The organism is Amycolatopsis umgeniensis (genome assembly GCF_014205155.1).
GTDB lineage: Bacteria > Actinomycetota > Actinomycetes > Mycobacteriales > Pseudonocardiaceae > Amycolatopsis > Amycolatopsis umgeniensis.
On sequence record NZ_JACHMX010000001.1, the window covers coordinates 3,579,587 to 3,596,227 of the forward strand.

Consider the following 16,641-nt stretch of genomic DNA (forward strand, 5'->3'; position numbering starts at 1 on the left):
TTCGTATTTTGGCCCTGCTCGCGGCGGGTGGTTTCGTGGTGGCCGGTTGCTCGGCGCCCGGCCCCGAAGAGGTGACCTTCTTCGCCGACGGGAAGACGGTGAACGTCGTCCCGCTGGCGTCCTGCGACGTCAAGAGCGCCCAGTGCACCACCAAACCCGACGCCGCGGGCAAGCTGCGCGTCCGGCCGGGGAAGCCGGTGCAGATCTCGGTGCCGAGCGGGATCGCGGAAACGCCGTGGAAGGTCACGGTGCAGTACGTGAACGCCCAAGGCGAGCCGCAGGAACTCAAGCAGGACATCATCACGTCGCTGGACCGGTTCGCCTACACCGTGACGACGCCCCGGCCCGACGACCAGATCCTCGTCGTCGAGGTCGCGCAGGCTTCGGTGATCAGCCAGACCGGACGTCCGGAAGACGCCGAGGCCGTCACGACGGCGATCTGGTCGCTGCAGGTCGAACCGCCCGCCGCGGCTCCCGCGAGTAGCGTTTCGGGTTAGAGCCAAGGGTGTCTTAGATACCTACCGCGGTGCGTGGGGTGGGCGGTTCGCGTGTCCAGAGGGACGACACGCGTGTCGTCCCTCTGGACACGCGAAAGGGCCAGCCTCGCATCGGGGTCGTGAGTGGCGATTCGGGTTAGAAGACGAAACGCCACTCACGAGGGGCGCGCCGATCAGGGATCGAGGTCCCGGGCGACGGCGCGCATGATCTCGGCGATCTGCTTGGTGTGCTTCCGGTCCGGGTAGCGATTGCGCCGCAGGTCCGGCTGCACCTTGAGCTCGAGCAGCTTGATCATGTCCTCGATGAGCCCGTGCAGCTCCTCGGCGGGACGGCGACGCGCCTCGGCGACCGAGGGCGGCGGGTCCAGCAGCCGGACGGAGAGCGCTTGCGGGCCGCGGCGGCCGTCGGCGACACCGAACTCGAGGCGCTGGCCCGCCTTGAGCCCTTCGACGCCCTGCGGCAGCGCGGCTTTACGGATGTAGACGTCGGCGCCCCCATCCTGGGTGACGAAACCGAAACCCTTCTCCGCGTCGTACCACTTGACCTTGCCGGTCGGCACTTCCCTCACCAATCCTTTGCTGTCCCGCTCACAACGAACGCGCCCGGGGGCGTACCCAGGGCGCGCGTCCCATAAGCGTATCTCGACACATGCCCTGTGGAGAAGCCGATACCGGCGGATACCCTCTGCGTCATGGAGACCGCAGTAAAGGAGGCCGCTGTGGCCGTCCCCGAAAAGCCCGGCAAACCGATTCTCATGCGCGTGGGCATCGGCCTGTTCGCGATCGGCATGATCGCCGTCACAGCCGTGTTCGTCCTGTTCGCCGCCGGACTGGAGAACCTGCCGGTGTGGCTGTCCGCCGCGGCGGGCGTGGTCACTCCGCTCGGTCTGGCCCTCGGCCTGATCGCGCTGGTTCGCGAGGCTCGCCGAAAGAGCTGAACCAGCCGGGGAACTCGGTCAGCGAGTCGAACACGATGTCGGCTCCTTCCGCGAGCAGTTCGGCCTTCGTGCACGGACCCGTCGTGACCCCGACGGGTACCGCGCCCGCCGCCAGCGCGCCGCGGACGTCACCGACGTGATCCCCCACGTAGACACTGGCGCCGTGCTCGGTGAGCGCGGCGGCCTTCTGCGTGGACCACAGCTCTCCCACCAGGACGTCCACCTCGAAACCGAGGGCGTCCAGGTGAAGTTTCGCGTTGGGCGCGTATTTGCCGGTGACGACGACGGTGCGCCCGCCTGCTTCGCGGACCGCGTGCAGCGCTTCGGCCGCCCCGGGCAGCGCGATCGTCACGGGCACGACGGTCTCCGGGTACATCGCCCGGAACCGCGTCACCAGCTCCGGGATGCGCTCTTCCGGCGCCCCAAAGCCGCGCAGGCTGTCGTCGAGGGGCGGACCGAGGTTGGCCGCGAAGAACTCGCCGTCCAGCGGCAGGCCGGATTCCACGCCGAGCGCGTTCATCACCGCGACCATGCCCGGCCGCGGATCGATCAGTGTCATGTCGAGGTCGAACCCCACGGTGATGCCCACGTCCGTCACGGTAGCCGCCACCACCGACTGATTTACACCGGCCAGACAATCGTCAACGCCGTTGACATGAATGTGATCTGTGTCAAGCTGTGAGTGTGGGCGAGATCACGAGTTTCTCCGATCGGACCAAAGCCTCTCTGCGGGAGGCCCTGCTCGACGCCGCCACCGAGCTGCTCGCCGAGCGCGGTTTCACGGCCTTGCGGATGGCCGACGTCGCCGCTCACGCAGGCGTGAGCAGGCAGACCGTCTACAACGAGTTCGGCAACAAGGCCGCGCTCGCCGAGGCCGTGGTCCTCCGGACGACCTCGGAGTTCCTGGAAGGCATCCGGCTCCGCGTCCAGGACGCGCACGATCTGCTCGGCGGCATCCGCGAGGCCGTCGTCTACACCATCGAGCACGCCCGCGAGAACCGTCTGGTCGCCACCGCGCTGGGTACGGGAGCGGGTGAAGACCTCCTGCCCCTGCTCACCACCAAGGGCGAACCGATCCTGACCGCGGCCACCGAGGTCGCGGCCGGGCAGTACCGCGAGTTCGAACCGTCGCTCTCGCCGGAGTCCGCCGCGCTGCTGGCGGAGACCGTCGTACGGCTTTCCCTGTCCCACCTCGTCATGCCGACGCATCCGGCTGACGACGCGGCGACCTCCGTCGTCGCTGTGCTGGCGCCGGCCATCCGGGCGCTGACGACCGATTCGAAGGAGACATTGTGACCGATACGCTTTCCGAGCTGCGGACCGGTTTTTCCTCGTTGCGCGAGGGCGGGCTGAACTGGGACTCGTTCCCGCTGCGGCTGTTCACCAAGGGCAACAAGAAGTTCTGGAATCCCGCCGACATCGACTTCTCCCGTGAACGCGAGGGCTGGGACACCCTCAACCCGGATCAGCAGCGATCGGCGACGTATCTGGTGGCGCAGTTCATCGCGGGGGAAGAGGCGGTCACCGAAGACATCCAGCCGTTCATGCGGGCGATGTCCGCGACCGGCCGTTTCGGCGACGAGATGTACCTGACGCAGTTCTGTTTCGAAGAGGCCAAGCACACCGAGGTCTTCCGCCGCTGGATGGACGCCGTCGGGCTGACCGAGGACCTGCATCCGTATGTCGCGGAAAATCCCCACTACCGCAAGCTTTTCTACGAAGAACTGCCGCAGTCACTGCGCGCGCTGGAAGACGATCCCAGCCCGCTCAACCAGATCCGCGCGAGCGTCACCTACAACCACGTCATCGAAGGCAGTCTCGCGCTGACCGGGTACTACTCGTGGCAGCTGATCTGCACGCAGCACGACATCCTGCCCGGTATGCAGGAACTGGTGCGCCGCATCGGCGACGACGAACGCCGTCACATGGCCTGGGGCACCTTCACCTGCCGCCGTCACGTCGCCGCGGACGACTCGTTGTGGGACGCGGTGCAGCAGCGGATGGGCGAGCTGCTTCCCCACGCGCTCAACATGATCCAGTGGGTGCAGGACCAGTTCGACGAGGTCCCGTTCGACACCGATCCGGAGGAGATCCTGCAGTACGCGGCGGACCGGGCGCAGCGGCGCTTGGGCGCGATCGAGTCCGCGCGAGGAACGCCGGTGGAGCAGATCGACCTCGACTATTCGCCGGAGAACCTCGAAGAGACCTTCGGCGAAGAAGACGCGAAGGCGATCGCCGCGGCCGCTGCCAACACCGCGGCCTGACATGCTGTGAAGGCCTCCTTGAGGGACTCGTACTTGCTTGCCCACTGGCGTGGCGGTCGAGTGGGGAGGATTTGGGACGTTCAACGTCCCAAATCCTCCCCACTCGAGTTGCCTCCCTCAAGGAGGCCTTCACGGACCTACTTGGCGGGCCAGTAGACGGCGTGCCAACGGCGGTTCTCGTTGTCGGACGTGCCGATGATCGTGCCGTTCGTCCCGACACGGGTCGCGCTGCTGTACTCGCTGCCCGGCAAGGCACCGAGCACCGTTCGCGTGCCGCGGGCGTCCCACTTGGTCGCGATGCCGTTCTCGAGACCCACGATCGTCCCGGCGCGGTCGACGTCGTTCCCCAAGCCGCGTTCGGTCGAAAGCGTCGTCCGGGTCCCCGCCCGGTTCCACTTGACCGGGCTGTCCGTGCCGAAGACGAGATTCCCGCCTCCGGCGACCACTCCGGCTTCGTTGACCGCGTTCGCCCAGCCGCTGTCCCGCTCCGGCCAGTCGAGCCAGGTCATCCGCCCGTCGCGCTCCCATCGCACGGGTTTCTGGTTCCCGATGGGATCCGTGGCGCTCCCGACGATCACCCCGGCTTCGTTCATGTCGTTCCCGGTGCTGCGGGGATTGCCCGGCGAGAGGTCGGTGATGACACCGGCGTGGTTCCAGCGCACGACGTGGTGGCGCCCCTCCGCGTCGGCCGCCGTCCCGCCGATGATCCGGCCGTTCTCGCTGATCCATTGCGCGTTGCCGTACTCACCACCCGGCAGCCCGCCGAGTTCCACCACCTTGCCGTCCGGGTTCCACCGCACGGCGTGGATCGTCCCGTTCGCCGCTCGCGCGGATCCGACGACGATCCCGCTGTCGGTGATCGCGTTCGCGGTCGCGTAGTCCCCGCCCGCCAGGTACGGCAGCGCGGTGACCGTGTTGTCGGGCGCCCATTTGACCGCCGCCTGGTTCCAGTTGGCGTCCTTGTGCGCCCAGCCGACCGCGACCCCCCGGTCGTTGATGTCGACGGCGTTGCTCTGTTCCCCGCCGAGGGTGGGCAGCGCGGTGATCCTGCCCCGCGCGTCCCATTTCACCGCGTGGTCCTTGATCTGGGTTTCGAGCGGTGTCGACGAACCGACCATGACGCCGGCGCCGTTGATCGCGACGACCTGGCTGAACTGGTCCCCCGGCAGGGTTCCGAGGTCGACCGGGGCGATCGCGGGCACCGCCGCGGCCACTCCCGGCACGATCAACGGCAGCGCCACCAGCGACATACCCAAAGCGAGAACTCGTCTGCTCAACTCGTGTGACATGTCTTCTCCCCTTCGCGGCGGTTCGGATTCGCCGCGAAGGGAACACGCGTCACGGAAGTGACAGGTTGCCTCGAAGTGTCAACTTGGGCTGAAGGGGCCCATGACCGCATCTGACGCGGCGAAGGGCCCTTTCCCCACATCGCATGCGGGGAAAGGGCCCTTCAGCTCCCTACGGTCAGAGGCCGAGGACGCCGCTCAGGACGCCCTGGTCGTGGCCGCCATCGGTGCTGGAGTGGGTCTCACTCGAGCCGGCACCGTCCTGGCCCGCCCAGCCGCTGTGCTCCTGGTACTTCGAGCCACCGTCACGGTCGGCCGAAGCGGACTTGTGCTGCGACGCCACGCCGTCCGGGCCCGCCGCGGACGAGTGCTCATGGAACGAACTCGACCCGCGATGGGTGTCGGCCTGCACGCTGTGCGACGCCACGCCGTCCGGGCCTGCCTGGACCTGGGTGCTGCCGAAGCTGTCCGCCGAAGCGATTCCGGCGGCGCCGATCATCAGCGGCAACGCCAGTGCCGAGGCGACCATGGTGCGGCGGATCGTACGCATATAGAGCTCACCTTTTTCCTTACGACTACAAGGTTTCCGGTCTGGACGCTGTCACCGTCCTGATCTCAGGCTGCCCGTCGTCGCGAGGTCTCATGCGTACGAACGCGGTGAACGATCACACCTCGCGAGTGGCCCATCCGACGCGGACAGGCCTCCGAAGGGACCGGTCAGGCGTGCTTCTCGGCGGCCGCCGCCTCCAGGCCGAGGATGCTGATCGACTCCTCGCGCATCTCGACCTTGCGCACCTTCCCGGTCACCGTCATCGGGAACTCGTCGACGACGTGGACGTAGCGCGGGATCTTGTAGCGCGCCAGCTTCCCCTCGCAGAACTCCCGCATCGCCTCGGCTGTCAGCGGCGTCGCGCCTTCGCGCATCCGGACCCACACCATCAGTTCCTCGCCGTACTTGACGTCCGGGACGCCGATGACCTGCGCGTCGAGGATGTCCGGATGGGTGTAGAGGAACTCCTCGATCTCGCGCGGGTACAGGTTCTCCCCACCGCGGATGACCATGTCCTTGATCCGGCCGGTGATGTTGACGTACCCGCCGTCGTCCATGATCGCGAGGTCGCCGGTGTGCATCCACCGCGCCGCGTCGATCGCCTCGGCCGTCTTGTCGGCCTGCTCCCAGTAGCCGAGCATCACCGAGTACCCGCGTGTGCAGAGTTCGCCCGGCACGCCGCGGGGAACGGTCAGGCCGGTCTCCGGATCGACGACCTTGACCTCCAGATGCGGCCCGACGCGGCCGACGGTCGACACCCGCCGCTCCACCGAATCGTCCGCGCGGGTCTGCGTGGACACCGGTGACGTCTCGGTCATGCCGTAGCAGATCGACACCTCCGCCATCCCCATCCGGTCGATGACCTGCTTCATCACCTCGACCGGGCACGGCGAACCCGCCATGATCCCGGTGCGCAGCGAAGAAAGGTCGAAGGACCCGAAGTCCGGGTCGGCCAGTTCGGCGATGAACATCGTCGGAACCCCGTACAGGGACGTGCATTTCTCGGCCGCGACGGCTTCGAGGGTGGCTTTCGGTTCGAACGCGGGCGCCGGGATGACCATGCACGCGCCGTGGGTCGTCGCGGCGAGATTGCCCATCACCATGCCGAAGCAGTGGTAGAAGGGCACGGGGATGCACACCTTGTCGGCTTCGGTGTAGTTGCAGAGCTCGCCGACGAAGTAGCCGTTGTTGAGGATGTTGTGGTGGCTGAGCGTGGCGCCCTTGGGGAACCCCGTGGTGCCGGAGGTGTACTGGATGTTGATCGGGTCGTCCGCGGAAAGCGCGCCCTGGCGTTCGGCCAGCGGCGCGTGGTCGGCCTTGCCGCCGATCTCCAGCAGTGACGACCACGCCGGACTGTCGAGCAGCACGACATGGTCCAGCGCCGGGCATTTCGGCCCCGCCTCGGCGATCATGCCCGCGTAGTCGGAGGTCTTGAACGAGTTCGCGGCCACGATGAGCTTGATCCCGGCCTGGTTCAGCACGTACTCGAGTTCGTGCGAACGGTACGCCGGGTTGATGTTGACCAGGATCGCGCCGATCTTCGCGGTTGCGTACTGGGTGAGCGTCCACTCCGCGCGATTGGGCGACCAGATGCCGACACGGTCGCCCTTGGCGATGCCGAGGTCCAGCAGGCCCAGCGCGAGCGCGTTCACGTCGGCGGCGAGTTCGGTGTACGTCCAGCGCTTCCCGGCCGCGCGGTCGACGAGCGCGTCCCGATCCCCGAAGGCGGCGACGGTGCGGTCGAAGTTGTCGCCGATGGTGTCCCCCAGCAGCGGGGTGTCCGAGATTCCCGATGCGTAGCTCGGTACTGCGGGGGCGTCGGACATGGAGACTCCTGCGTTCGGCGGCATCGACGCGTCGAGTCTAGGAACGCGGCATGACCGCGGCCACCTGCAAGTGGAGACCCTCGCCACCTCAGGGGAAACCCGGAGGCCGCGTCCGGCGGTGCCCGATATCGTCGAGGACATGCGCCTCTACATCGTCGATGCCTTCACCTCCGAGGCCTTCGCCGGTAACTCCGCCGGAGTCGTGCTGCTGGACTCGCCGGGCGACGCGGGCTGGATGCAGTCCGTCGCGGCCGAGCTGAAGCACGCCGAGACGGCCTTCGTCGAGGTCGGCGGCGACGGCCCGAAGTCGCTTCGCTGGTTCACGCCCGAGGCCGAGGTCGACCTGTGCGGGCACGCGACGCTGGCCACCACGCACGTCCTGGGTGGCGAACAGACCTTCACGACGAGAAGTGGCGAATTGCGCTGCCGCGCCGAAGACGGCTGGGTGTCGATGGACTTCCCGTCGGATCCGCCCCGCGAGTCCGACGACGACCTGTCGGCGATCCTGCCGGGAGTCGCCTTCTCCTACGTCGCGCGCAGTCACCAGAACCTGTTCGCGGTAGCGGAGAAGGCTTCGGTGGTCCGTTCGCTCGAACCGGACCTGGTCGCGCTGCGCGCGCGGTGGACCGGACGGCTGATCGTCACCGCTCCCGGCGACGCCGGCGGGGTCGACTTCGTCAGCCGGTTCTTCGCGCCGGGCGTCGGTGTCGACGAGGATCCGGTCACCGGCTCCGCGCATTGCGCCCTGGCGCCGTACTGGGCCGCGCGCCTCGGTAAGGACGAGCTCGTCGGCGAGCAGGCTTCGGCTCGCGGCGGCATCGTACGGATGAGTCTAGAAGGTGACCGTGTCCTGCTGTCGGGGCAGGCGGTCACCGTGGCCAGTGGGGAGTTGCACGTCTGATGCGCCTGATCCTGAACGTCATCTGGCTCGTGCTGTGCGGCCTGTGGATGGCACTCGGCTACGTCGTCGCCGGCGTCATCTGCTGCATCCTGATCATCACCATCCCGTTCGGGCTGGCGTCGTTCCGGATCGCGGCCTACGCGCTGTGGCCGTTCGGCCGCACGGTGGTCGAACGGCGCGACGCGGGCGCGGCGTCGACGATCGGCAACGTCATCTGGTTCGTCTTCGCCGGGCTGTGGCTCGCGATCGGGCACGTGCTGACCGGGGTCGCGCTGTGCGTCACGATCATCGGGATCCCGCTGGGCGTGGCGAACTTCAAGATGATCCCGGTTTCGCTGATGCCCCTCGGCAAGGAGATCGTGGAGCTCCCGTAAAGCTCAGTCCTCGGGCTCCCACGGCAGCGAAACGATGAGGCACGGACCGCCGACGAACAAGCCGCCGTCGATCCCCAGCGCCTTCCCGCCCGCGTAGAGGTACGGCCCTTCGATCTGCGCGGGGTGGATCCCGAGCTGGTCGGCGATGACGCTGTGCCCGTGCACGATCCGCTCGCCGCCGAGCCGGTCCATGAGCTGCTGCGCGACGTCGGCGCCTTCCGGGCCGCGGAACGCGTAGCGCGTGGTCATCCGCCGCCACACGTCCCACCAGGCCTGGATGTCGCTGCCTTCGAGGATCTCGCGGCCGCGCGCGTTGATGCCGTCGATGTCCTCGCCCCAGTCGAGGTACTCGAGCGTGTCCGAATGCATCAGCAGGTGGTCCGCGGCCAGCGTCAGCATCGGGCGCGAAGTCAGCCATTCGATATGTTGCGGGGTGAGCCTGTCCTGGTCGGCGAGCAGCCCGCCGTTGATCTCCCAGCTGCGGGCGAAGCTGCGCGGCCCGAAGTCGGACGGCACCTCCGTGTCGCCGAAGTGGTACATCCCGAGCAGCAGGATCTCGTGGTTGCCCAGCAGCGTCCCGCAGCGCCCGCCCGCCGTGGCGGCCTGGCGTTCCAGCCGCATCACCAGGTCGATGACGCCGACGCCGTCGGGCCCCCGGTCGACGAAGTCGCCGAGGAACCAGAGGGTCGCTTCACCACCGGCCCAGTCGTCGTCGGCGTCGAGCAGCCCCTTCTCCCGGAGCGCCCCGGCCAGCTCGTCCCGGTGTCCGTGCACGTCACCGACCACATAGGTCGGGGACGGAGGCTGATCGTCGTGCATCTCTGTGACGATAATCCCTCCGCCCGCCAATGCCTCGCTCAGCCTTCTCCGAACGGGTCGCCGGTGCGCCCGACGAGATCGGCGATCGAGTCGATGATCATGGTCGGCCGGTACGGATAGTGCTCGGCGCTCTCCCTGCTGGAGATGCCGGTCAGCACCAGGATCGTCTGCAGCCCGGCCTCGATTCCCGAGTGGACGTCGGTGTCCATCCGGTCGCCGATCATCAGCGTCGACTCCGAATGCGCACCGAGCCGCCGCAGCGCCGAGCGCATCATCAGCGGGTTCGGCTTGCCGACGTAGTACGGCGAACGGCCGGTCGCCTTTTCGATCAGCGCGGCGACCGAGCCGGTGGCGGGCATGGAGCCCTCCACGCTGGGGCCGGTCGCGTCAGGGTTGGTGGCGATGAACTTCGCGCCGCCCTCGATCAGCCTGATCGCGCGGGTTATCGCGCTGAAGCTGTACGTGCGCGTTTCGCCGAGGACGACGTAGTCCGGGTCGCGTTCGGTCAGCACGTAGCCGACCTCGTGCAGCGCCGTGGTGAGCCCGGCTTCGCCGATCACGAACGCCGAGCCGTTCGGCCGCTGCGACGCGAGGAACTTCGCCGTCGCCAGCGCGGAGGTCCAGATGGCCTCCTCGGGGATGTCGAGACCGGTCCGCTCGAGCCTCGCCCGCAGGTCACGCGGGGTGTAGATCGAGTTGTTGGTCAGCACCAGGAAGCCGATGTCGTTGGCGCGCAGTTCCTTGAGGAACTCGTCCGCGCCGGGCACGAGGTGCTCCTCCTTGACCAGCACGCCATCCATGTCGCTGAGGTACGTCCAACGGCGCTCGTTCATGCTCTCAATCTAGACAGCCAGGCGAAGCCTGTCAGTTGAGGGCGGTGGTGGGGCGGGGTCCGGGCCTAATGATCCGCGACGGCGTGAACAGCCACGGACGCCGCCTTGACCGAAAGATTGACCGGTGTCCCGGGTTCGAGCGCCAGTTCGGCGACCGCGGCGGGGGTCAGGTCGGCGGCGAGGCCCGCCGCCCAGCCGTCCCCGCGAGCGCGGACGCGGATCACCGGTCCGTGTGGTTCGAGCGCGTCGACGAATCCCTCGACGGTGTTACGCGGGCTGCCTCGATGCTCCCCGTCCTTCAGGTACACGGCAACTGCGCTGGGCGCGAAGACGGCGACAGCCGCTTCGCCCTCGGCGACGTCTTCCGCCGGGATCCCGGCCAGCGACAGCCCGCCTGACGTGCGCAAACCGCCCTCGACGGCGACTCCGGGCACCAGGTTCAGCCCGGCGATCCGCGCGGTGAACGCGGTGCGCGGCGCGGCGAGGACCTTCCGGGTCTCGCCGCGTTCGACGATCCTGCCGCCGTCGAGGACGGCGACGTGATCGGCCAGCGCCAGCGCGTCGAGCGGATCGTGGGTGACCAGCACGGTCGGCGGTCCGGACCGCAGCACGCGCCGGAGCAGGCCGCGGATCGCCGGCGCCGCGTCGACATCGAGAGCGGCGAAGGGCTCGTCGAGCAGCAGGAGTCCCGGCTCGGCCGCCAGCGCCCGCGCGATCGCGACCCGCTGCGCCTGACCGCCGGAAAGCTGTGCGGGCCGCCGGGCCGCCAGTTCGAGCGCGTCCACTTCGGCCAGCCACTCCCGCGCGCGCACCTTCGCCTCGGCGCGTCCGACGCCGGTCGAACGCGGCGCGAAGGCGACGTTGTCCAAAGCGGACAGATGCGGGAAGAGCAGGGCGTCCTGGGAGAGCAGGCCGATGCCGCGCGCGTGCGGCGGCAGGCCGTTCAGATCGCGGCCGTCCAGGGTGATCCGCGCCTTGTCCGGCCGGAGCAGACCGGCGAGGCAACCGAGCACACTGGACTTCCCCGAACCGTTCGGGCCGAGCAGCGCGAGCACCCCGCCGTCGGGCACGTCGAACTCGACGGCGAGTTCGAACTCGCCGCGCCGGAGGGCGATCTCGGCCGAAAGGGTCACGACCGGACTCCTTCGAGCGCGCGCGGCCGGGCGAGCGCGATCACCGCGACGGCGACCAGGATGAGCAGCAGCGCGAGCGCCACGGCGCTGTCGACGTCGACCTCGGCCTGGGTGTAGACCTCCAGCGGCAAGGTCCGGGTCACGCCCTCCAGGCTGCCCGCGAAGGTGATCGTGGCGCCGAACTCGCCCAGCGCCCGCGCGAAGCTCAGCACGATTCCCGAGCCGAGCGCGGGCATCAGCAGCGGCAAGGTGACGCGGCGGAAGACCGTCCACGGCCGGGCGCCCAGCGTCGAAGCGACCCGTTCGTACCGGTCACCGGCACCGCGCAACGCGCCTTCGAGGCTGACCACCAGGAACGGCATCGCGACGAACGTCTGCGCGATGACCACCGCGGCCGTGGTGAACGGCACCTGCTCACCGGTCAAAGTGGTCACCAGGATGCCGAGGAACCCCTTGCGGCCCAGCAGGTAGAGCAGCGCCAGACCGCCGACCACCGGTGGCAGGACCAGCGGCAGCAGCACCACCGCGCGCAGCACGCGGATGCCGCGCGCCCGGGAGCGCGCGAGCACCACGGCGAGCGGGACCCCGAGCAGCACACAGGCCACAGTGGACAGTCCGGCGGTGATCAGGGAGAGCTTGAGCGCGTTCAGCGAAGAAGACGAGGTGATGAGGCTCGGGAAGCGGCTCAGGTCCGAGCGCACCAGCAGGCCGACGACCGGCAGCACCACCAGCGCCAGCGCGCAGACGGCGGGCGGCCACAGCACCCAAGGCACCCCGGCGCCCGCGTTTCGTCCTCTGGATGCGGTACTCGCGGGATCAGGGCGCGCCAAAACCGACCTTCGCCAGTTCCTGCTTGCCCTCGGCGCTGAGGATGAAGTCCGTGAACTGCTTCGCGAGCGCCGCCTGCGGAGCGCCCTTCACCACCGCGATCGGATAGTTGTTGATCGCGCCCGCCGACTCGGGGAAGTCCACTTTGTCCACCTTCGTGGCCGCCGAGGTCGCGTCGGTGACGTAGACGAGCCCCGCGTCGGCATCGCCCGACTGCACCTTCGCGAGCACCGACTTGACGTCCTGCTCCTCGCTGGCCGGTTTGAGGGTGACCCCGGACGACTGCTGGACCTTCTTCGCCGCCGACCCGCACGGCACCTGCGGCGCGCAGACGACCACGGTCAGCCCGTCCTTGGCGAGATCCGCCAGCCCCTTGATGCCCTTGGGGTTGCCCTTGCCGACGGCGATGGCGAGCCGGTTCGTGGCGAACACCGACGGCTGCCCGTCGATCACCTCGCCCTTGGTGGCCTTGTCCATATTGGCCTGGTCCGCGGAAGCGAAGACATCCGCTTTCGCGCCCTGGGTCAGCTTCTGGACCAGAGCCGAGGAGCCCTCGAAGCTGAACTTCACGGTCACCCCGGGGTTCTTCGCCTCGAACTGCTTGCCCAGCGCCCCGAACGACTCGGTCAGCGACGCCGCCGCGAACACCGTCAGCGTCTTGGCCTCGGTCTGCGGGGCGGCGGGCTGCTCCGAACCGCAGGCCGTCGCGGCCAGCACCAGGGCGAGCAGGGCGGGGACGAGTCTCCTCATCGGCTTCCTTCCGGGGTTTCGATCACGACGGTGGTCGCCTTGACGACGGCGACGGCGAGGACCCCGGGCCGCAGCCCGAGTTCGCGGACGGCTTCGGCGCTCATCAGGGAGACCACGCGGTGCGGGCCGCATTGCAGTTCGACCTGTGCCATCACCTTGTCGGTGATGACCTCGGTGACGAGGCCGACGAACCTGTTGCGCGCGGAGCGGCCGACGCTCGAAGGATCCTCGGGTTGTTCGGCCTGAGCCTTGGCGAACGCGGCGAGCTCGGCGCCGTCGACGGCCTTGCGGCCCGCCGAGTCGTCGAACGCGGTCAGCTGGCCCGCGCGCACCCAGCGGCGGACGGTGTCGTCGCTGACGCCGAGCAAGCGAGCGGCCTCAGACAACCGGAATTGCGGCATGACCGAGAGATTACTTCCGCAGATGCGGAAAAGCTACGGGCGGGAGGAATTGCCGGGCAGTTCGTCGCGGAGGCCATCGAGCAACGCGCTCTGGAAACGCTCCAGCACTTTCCGTTCCTCGGGAGAGAACTGTTCGAGGAGCGTCTTCATCGCCGTGTACGCCGATTCGAAGAGCGGCGCATGGCGCTCCATGGCGCCCGGAACGACCTCTATCAGCACTTTCCGGCGATCGGCGGTGTCGCGGACGCGGCGGGCGAGACCCGCCTTCTCGAGCCTGTCCATGACGCCGGTCACAGCACCCGTCGACAACCCGGTCACTTCGGCGATCCTGCCCGCTGTCAACGGTCCCGACGTCTGACCGACGAGTTCGAGCACTTTGTGGTCGGTGGCCGACAGGCCCATCCGCTCGGCGAGCCTGGCGTGCCGGAGGACGGTCAGCGTGCTGCCTTCCCTGCCGAGGTGGGCGAACCGGGCCAATTCCTCCGCCGAAAGCGGATATTTCGCCATCCGGAAAACCCTTCGGAGAGAAACCGATTCGCTGAGAAAGGGATTCTAGACAGTCGGCTTTCGCCCGCTTCGGGGTTAGTCTGGTGACAATGACAGCAGTCGATCTCGGGTTTCCCCGTGTCCCCGGTACACGAGGTCCCTCAAGCGTGCCCAGGCCGGACAACCCCGCTCTGATCGACACCTTCGGCCGGGTGGCGACCGACCTCAGGGTGTCGCTCACCGACAAGTGCAATCTGCGCTGCACCTATTGCATGCCCGCCGAAGGGCTGGAATGGATGCCGAGCGCGGACGTGCTGACCGACGACGAACTCGTGCTCCTGCTGCGGATCGCCGTCGAACGGCTCGGCGTCACCGACATCCGGCTCACCGGCGGCGAACCGCTGTTGCGCCAAGGGCTCGAGAAGATCGTCGAGCGGATCGCGGCGCTCGAACCGCGTCCTCGGCTTTCCATGACCACCAACGGGATCGGGCTCGCGAAGCGCGCGAAGTCGCTCGCCGACGCGGGCCTGGACCGGATCAACGTCTCGCTGGACACCGTCGACCGCGCGCTGTTCGAGACGATCACGCGGCGCGACAGGCTCTCGCACGTGCTCGCCGGGATGGCCGCCGCGCGCGAGGCCGGGCTGGACCCGGTGAAGGTCAACGCGGTGCTGATGCGCGGGCTGAACGAGGACCAAGCCGTGCCGCTGCTGCGGTTCTGCCTCGCCGAGGGCTATCACCTGCGGTTCATCGAGCAGATGCCGCTGGACGCTCAGCACGGCTGGAACCGGCGCGACATGATCACCGCCGAGGAGATCCTCGCCATGCTCGGCGAGGAGTTCTCGCTGTCGCCGTTCCCCGCCGCCCGCGGTGGCGCTCCGGCGGAACGCTGGCTGGTCGACGGCGGACCGGGCGACGTCGGCGTGATCGCGTCGGTGACGAGGCCGTTCTGCGGCGCCTGCGAACGAACGAGGCTGACCGCCGACGGCGCGGTGCGCTCGTGCCTGTTCAGCAACGACGAGACCGACCTGCGCGCCCTCGTGCGCGCGGGCGCGCGCGAAGAAGAGGTGGCGGACGCCTGGCGGGCCACCATGTGGGGCAAGCTCGCCGGGCACGAGATCAACGAGGCCGGCTTCGCGCAGCCGATCCGGCCGATGAGCGCGATCGGCGGCTGACATGGTGACCATCGTGGTGCGGTACTTCGCCTCGGCCCGCGCGGCCGTCGGCTTCGAAGAGGAGAAGGTGGCCCTGCCGGACGGCGCCCGCGTCGCCGACGCCGTCGCCCACCTGCGCGAACTCCACCCGGAGAAGCTGGCGAAGCTGCTCGACGCGGTCTCCTTCCTGCTGGACGGTGTCGCCGTGCGGGATCTCACGCGGCCGCTGGCCGACGCCTCCGAGTTGGACGTCCTGCCGCCGTTCGCGGGCGGCTGACCTGCGCGAACGGCGAGAGTGATAGCAAAGGTCCCTTGCTCGCCGTTTCGAATTCACCGGCCGGACGCCGAAGCAGTCGAGGATGCGCCAGTGATCACTCCCCGCCGTATCCTCGCCGCGCTGCTCGCGGCGGTCGCCGCCACGAGCCTGGCGACCGCGCCCGCCTCCGCTCACGAACGCGGCGTCCGGCCACTGCCGCAGGCGCACAGTCACAACGACTACGAGCACGCCCGCCCACTGCACGACGCGCTCGATCAGGGCTTCAGCAGCGTCGAGGCCGACATTTACCTGGTGGACGGGCAGCTGCTGGTCGCGCACGACCTCGCGGACACCCGCCCGGACCGCACCCTGGAGTCGCTCTACCTGGAGCCGCTGCGCAAGCGCGTCCTGGCCAATCACGGCGTCGGCGTCTACCGGCAGCGCGCGGAGTTCCAGCTGCTGATCGACGTCAAGGGGGACGCGAACAGCACCTACGCGGCACTGGAGAAGCGGCTGTACAACCCTCGCTACTCCTTCCTCTTCTCTCTGTACGCGTTCGGGCACGTCCAGAAGCGGGCGGTCACCGCGGTGATCTCCGGGGGACGGCCGAAGGACGTGATGCTCGGGCAGAAGTTCCGGCTCGCCTTCTACGACGGCCGCATCTCCGGCGAGAACGACCTCGGCATCGGCTCGGATCGCCGGGTCACCCCGCTCGTCTCGGATTCCTGGACCGGACTGTTCACCTGGACCGGCGACGGCCCCTTCCCGGCCATGGAGCGGGCGAAACTACACGAACTGGTCAAAAGGGCACACGCGGCAGGCCAGCGGGTGCGGTTCTGGGCCACACCCGATACCGCTGGACCAGGGCGTGACGCGTTATGGAAAGAGCTGGTCGCCGCCGGGGTCGACCACCTGAATACGGATGACCTGCCAGGGCTGGCGGACTTCTTGAGGTCTCGCTAAAGTGCGCGGCCCAATAGCGCGCGAAGGCGCACGAATGGGCCAGTCATCCCTTAATCCACGTGATGCAAGCCTCACGATCTGTGAATTATCTCGACTAGGAAACGGCCAGGTAACGGCCAGCTGACCTGCGCAAACAGCCGAATCGTTATGGGTTGCGTGCTGTTACTGTGATGTAGGTCACAGCTCGAATAATTTCCGATCAGGCCGTTCGTTACGTACCGTCGCTTTTCGGTTGGCCCCGACCGACCACGCAACACCGGGAACCCGTAGCGCCGAGCCCTGTCCAACGGATTCCCGGACCCAACCCCGAGCGAAAGCATTTCCGGACAGGGACGAGGGGACCGAGCCGACGCGGCGTGCGTCAGGCGAAGTCAGCCGGCCT

21 protein-coding genes are annotated in these 16,641 nt (G+C 68.4%); 9 read left to right on the forward strand and 12 right to left on the reverse strand.

Translation table 11 applies throughout. The features are described from left to right. Positions 1-8: 8 nt before the first annotated feature. Positions 9-497, forward strand: a complete 489-nt coding sequence (locus tag HDA45_RS16495; protein WP_184905708.1) for a DUF2771 family protein — start codon at positions 9-11, stop codon at positions 495-497. 173 nt (positions 498-670) lie between these two features. Here HDA45_RS16495 and HDA45_RS16500 read toward each other — a convergent pair whose 3' ends face one another. Further along, the gene (locus HDA45_RS16500) at positions 671-1,057 is read right to left on the reverse strand and encodes a cold-shock protein (protein ID WP_007033367.1); all 387 of its coding nucleotides are present in this window, start codon (positions 1,055-1,057) and stop codon (positions 671-673) included. Positions 1,058-1,189: 132 nt separating this feature from the next. On the opposite strand from HDA45_RS16500, the gene HDA45_RS16505 reads away from it, so the two are divergent. Continuing rightward, positions 1,190-1,435, forward strand: coding sequence for a hypothetical protein (locus HDA45_RS16505; protein WP_101610879.1), 246 nt, complete (start codon positions 1,190-1,192; stop codon positions 1,433-1,435). Here HDA45_RS16505 and HDA45_RS16510 read toward each other — a convergent pair. Continuing rightward, positions 1,371-2,024, reverse strand: a complete 654-nt coding sequence (locus tag HDA45_RS16510) for a haloacid dehalogenase-like hydrolase (RefSeq protein ID WP_184896273.1) — start codon at positions 2,022-2,024, stop codon at positions 1,371-1,373. The genes HDA45_RS16505 and HDA45_RS16510 overlap by 65 nt on opposite strands. A 95-nt stretch (positions 2,025-2,119) precedes the next feature. Between HDA45_RS16510 and HDA45_RS16515 the strand changes: the two genes are divergently transcribed. Beyond that, the gene (locus HDA45_RS16515) at positions 2,120-2,731 is read left to right on the forward strand and encodes a TetR family transcriptional regulator (RefSeq protein WP_184896275.1); all 612 of its coding nucleotides are present in this window, start codon (positions 2,120-2,122) and stop codon (positions 2,729-2,731) included. Next, positions 2,728-3,699: a R2-like ligand-binding oxidase gene (locus HDA45_RS16520; RefSeq protein WP_184896277.1), complete on the forward strand. Its 972-nt coding sequence runs from the start codon at positions 2,728-2,730 to the stop codon at positions 3,697-3,699. Before HDA45_RS16515 ends, HDA45_RS16520 begins: the two co-directional genes overlap by 4 nt. A 137-nt stretch (positions 3,700-3,836) precedes the next feature. On the opposite strand, the gene HDA45_RS16525 is transcribed toward HDA45_RS16520, so the two are convergent. From HDA45_RS16525 to HDA45_RS16535, 3 genes are all read right to left on the reverse strand, one after another. Further along, positions 3,837-4,988, reverse strand: coding sequence for a hypothetical protein (locus tag HDA45_RS16525; RefSeq protein ID WP_184896279.1), 1,152 nt, complete (start codon positions 4,986-4,988; stop codon positions 3,837-3,839). A gap of 175 nt (positions 4,989-5,163) precedes the next feature. Continuing rightward, positions 5,164-5,535, reverse strand: coding sequence for a hypothetical protein (locus HDA45_RS16530; protein ID WP_184896281.1), 372 nt, complete (start codon positions 5,533-5,535; stop codon positions 5,164-5,166). 167 nt (positions 5,536-5,702) lie between these two features. After that, positions 5,703-7,361 carry an AMP-binding protein gene (locus tag HDA45_RS16535; protein WP_184896283.1) on the reverse strand — a complete coding sequence of 553 codons (1,659 nt, stop codon included), beginning with the start codon at positions 7,359-7,361 and terminating at the stop codon, positions 5,703-5,705. Between the two features lie 139 nt (positions 7,362-7,500). Here HDA45_RS16535 and HDA45_RS16540 point away from each other — a divergent pair, with 139 nt between their 5' ends. Further along, positions 7,501-8,262: a PhzF family phenazine biosynthesis protein gene (locus HDA45_RS16540; protein ID WP_184896285.1), complete on the forward strand. Its 762-nt coding sequence runs from the start codon at positions 7,501-7,503 to the stop codon at positions 8,260-8,262. Beyond that, complete coding sequence (locus tag HDA45_RS16545; protein ID WP_184896287.1) at positions 8,262-8,636, forward strand: YccF domain-containing protein; 375 nt, start codon at positions 8,262-8,264, stop codon at positions 8,634-8,636. Before HDA45_RS16540 ends, HDA45_RS16545 begins: the two co-directional genes overlap by 1 nt. Positions 8,637-8,639: 3 nt before the next feature. Here the strand turns inward: HDA45_RS16545 and HDA45_RS16550 are convergent, their stop codons facing one another. From HDA45_RS16550 to HDA45_RS16580, 7 genes are all read right to left on the reverse strand, one after another. Continuing rightward, positions 8,640-9,455 (reverse strand): metallophosphoesterase, encoded by an 816-nt coding sequence (locus HDA45_RS16550; protein ID WP_184896289.1) that lies wholly within the window; start codon positions 9,453-9,455, stop codon positions 8,640-8,642. Between the two features lie 38 nt (positions 9,456-9,493). After that, complete coding sequence (locus tag HDA45_RS16555) at positions 9,494-10,288, reverse strand: HAD-IIA family hydrolase (protein ID WP_037318851.1); 795 nt, start codon at positions 10,286-10,288, stop codon at positions 9,494-9,496. A 65-nt stretch (positions 10,289-10,353) separates the two neighbouring features. Continuing rightward, positions 10,354-11,421 (reverse strand): ATP-binding cassette domain-containing protein, encoded by a 1,068-nt coding sequence (locus tag HDA45_RS16560; RefSeq protein WP_184896291.1) that lies wholly within the window; start codon positions 11,419-11,421, stop codon positions 10,354-10,356. After that, positions 11,418-12,194, reverse strand: coding sequence for an ABC transporter permease (locus tag HDA45_RS16565; RefSeq protein ID WP_184896293.1), 777 nt, complete (start codon positions 12,192-12,194; stop codon positions 11,418-11,420). Before HDA45_RS16565 ends, HDA45_RS16560 begins: the two co-directional genes overlap by 4 nt. Before the next feature lie 43 nt (positions 12,195-12,237). Continuing rightward, on the reverse strand, positions 12,238-12,999 hold the full coding sequence (gene modA / locus HDA45_RS16570; RefSeq protein WP_184896295.1) for a molybdate ABC transporter substrate-binding protein: 762 nt from the start codon (positions 12,997-12,999) through the stop codon (positions 12,238-12,240). Further along, positions 12,996-13,400 carry a TOBE domain-containing protein gene (locus HDA45_RS16575; RefSeq protein ID WP_184896297.1) on the reverse strand — a complete coding sequence of 135 codons (405 nt, stop codon included), beginning with the start codon at positions 13,398-13,400 and terminating at the stop codon, positions 12,996-12,998. The genes modA and HDA45_RS16575 overlap by 4 nt, the downstream gene beginning before the upstream one ends. 33 nt (positions 13,401-13,433) lie before the next feature. Next, positions 13,434-13,907, reverse strand: a complete 474-nt coding sequence (locus HDA45_RS16580; protein ID WP_184896299.1) for a MarR family winged helix-turn-helix transcriptional regulator — start codon at positions 13,905-13,907, stop codon at positions 13,434-13,436. Positions 13,908-14,053: 146 nt separating this feature from the next. On the opposite strand from HDA45_RS16580, the gene moaA reads away from it, so the two are divergent. From moaA to HDA45_RS16595, 3 genes are all read left to right on the forward strand, one after another. Further along, a complete protein-coding gene (moaA, locus tag HDA45_RS16585) occupies positions 14,054-15,061 on the forward strand; it encodes a GTP 3',8-cyclase MoaA (protein WP_343072078.1) in 1,008 nt (335 codons plus the stop codon). A 1-nt stretch (position 15,062) separates the two neighbouring features. Further along, positions 15,063-15,317 carry a MoaD/ThiS family protein gene (locus HDA45_RS16590; protein ID WP_184896303.1) on the forward strand — a complete coding sequence of 85 codons (255 nt, stop codon included), beginning with the start codon at positions 15,063-15,065 and terminating at the stop codon, positions 15,315-15,317. A 90-nt stretch (positions 15,318-15,407) separates the two neighbouring features. Beyond that, positions 15,408-16,259, forward strand: a complete 852-nt coding sequence (locus HDA45_RS16595) for a PI-PLC domain-containing protein (RefSeq protein ID WP_184896305.1) — start codon at positions 15,408-15,410, stop codon at positions 16,257-16,259. Positions 16,260-16,641: the final 382 nt, after the last annotated feature.

Bases quoted from the DNA above. Each gene is read 5' to 3' on its own strand.
- HDA45_RS16590 (WP_184896303.1), top strand. From the start codon at position 15,063: ATGGTGACCATCGTGGTGCGGTACTTCGCCTCGGCCCGCGCGGCCGTC.
- HDA45_RS16555 (WP_037318851.1), bottom strand. From the start codon at position 10,288: ATGAACGAGCGCCGTTGGACGTACCTCAGCGACATGGATGGCGTGCTG.
- HDA45_RS16535 (WP_184896283.1), bottom strand. From the start codon at position 7,361: ATGTCCGACGCCCCCGCAGTACCGAGCTACGCATCGGGAATCTCGGAC.
- HDA45_RS16550 (WP_184896289.1), bottom strand. From the start codon at position 9,455: ATGCACGACGATCAGCCTCCGTCCCCGACCTATGTGGTCGGTGACGTG.
- HDA45_RS16545 (WP_184896287.1), top strand. From the start codon at position 8,262: ATGCGCCTGATCCTGAACGTCATCTGGCTCGTGCTGTGCGGCCTGTGG.
- HDA45_RS16580 (WP_184896299.1), bottom strand. From the start codon at position 13,907: ATGGCGAAATATCCGCTTTCGGCGGAGGAATTGGCCCGGTTCGCCCAC.
- HDA45_RS16505 (WP_101610879.1), top strand. From the start codon at position 1,190: ATGGAGACCGCAGTAAAGGAGGCCGCTGTGGCCGTCCCCGAAAAGCCC.
- HDA45_RS16530 (WP_184896281.1), bottom strand. From the start codon at position 5,535: ATGCGTACGATCCGCCGCACCATGGTCGCCTCGGCACTGGCGTTGCCG.
- HDA45_RS16540 (WP_184896285.1), top strand. From the start codon at position 7,501: ATGCGCCTCTACATCGTCGATGCCTTCACCTCCGAGGCCTTCGCCGGT.
- HDA45_RS16525 (WP_184896279.1), bottom strand. From the start codon at position 4,988: ATGTCACACGAGTTGAGCAGACGAGTTCTCGCTTTGGGTATGTCGCTG.
- HDA45_RS16575 (WP_184896297.1), bottom strand. From the start codon at position 13,400: ATGCCGCAATTCCGGTTGTCTGAGGCCGCTCGCTTGCTCGGCGTCAGC.
- modA (WP_184896295.1), bottom strand. From the start codon at position 12,999: ATGAGGAGACTCGTCCCCGCCCTGCTCGCCCTGGTGCTGGCCGCGACG.